Below are 662 nucleotides of genomic sequence, written 5' to 3' on the forward strand. Positions count from 1 at the left end.
GTGCGTTGTGGTGGTCGTGGGTGGTCGGTGGGGAGGGGGAGGAGGTCGGGGAGTGTGTGGAGGGTGTTTTTCCAGTAGTGGAGTTGGGTGGTGATGAGGCTGTGGGGGTCTTCGGTGGTGCCGAGGAGTTGGTGTTGCCAGAGGGTGTAGTCGGCGTAGTGGATGGTGAGGGGGGTGAGGTGTGGTGTGTGGTGGTGGGTGTGGGCGGTGTAGGTGGTGGCGAGGTCGCGCAGGAGTGGGGTGAGGGAGTGGCCGTCGGCGCTGATGTGGTGCAGGACGAGGGTGAGGATGTGGTGGTGGGGGGTGAGTTGGTAGAGGTGGGTGCGTAGGGGTGTGTCGGTGGTGACGTCGAATCCGGTGGTGGTGTCGGTGGTGATGTGGTGGGGGAGTTCGGTTTCGGTGGCGTTTGTGGTGGGGAGGTGGTGGGGTGTGGGTGGGTGGATGTGTTGGGTGGGTTGGCCGTGGTGGAGTGGGTAGGTGGTGCGGAGGGTTTCGTGGCGGGTGGTGAGGTCGGTGAGGGCGTGTTCGAGTGCGGTGGTGTCGAGGTTTCCGGTGAGGTGGAGGGTGAGGGGGATGTTGTAGGCGGGTGAGGTGGTGTCGTATTGGTTGAGGAACCACATGCGTTTTTGGGCGGGGGAGAGGGGGATCCACCGAGGCCGAGG

At 64.5% G+C, this 662-nt stretch carries 1 protein-coding gene; it reads right to left on the minus strand.

Annotated features, from left to right (window positions below; translation table 11 throughout):
- Positions 1-662 (minus strand): condensation domain-containing protein (locus NOF53_RS27455; RefSeq protein ID WP_255974829.1); only part of this gene is annotated, 662 nt, incomplete at both ends.

The organism is Rhodococcus tibetensis, from assembly GCF_024438035.1.
GTDB classification, from domain to species: domain Bacteria; phylum Actinomycetota; class Actinomycetes; order Mycobacteriales; family Mycobacteriaceae; genus Rhodococcus_F; species Rhodococcus_F tibetensis.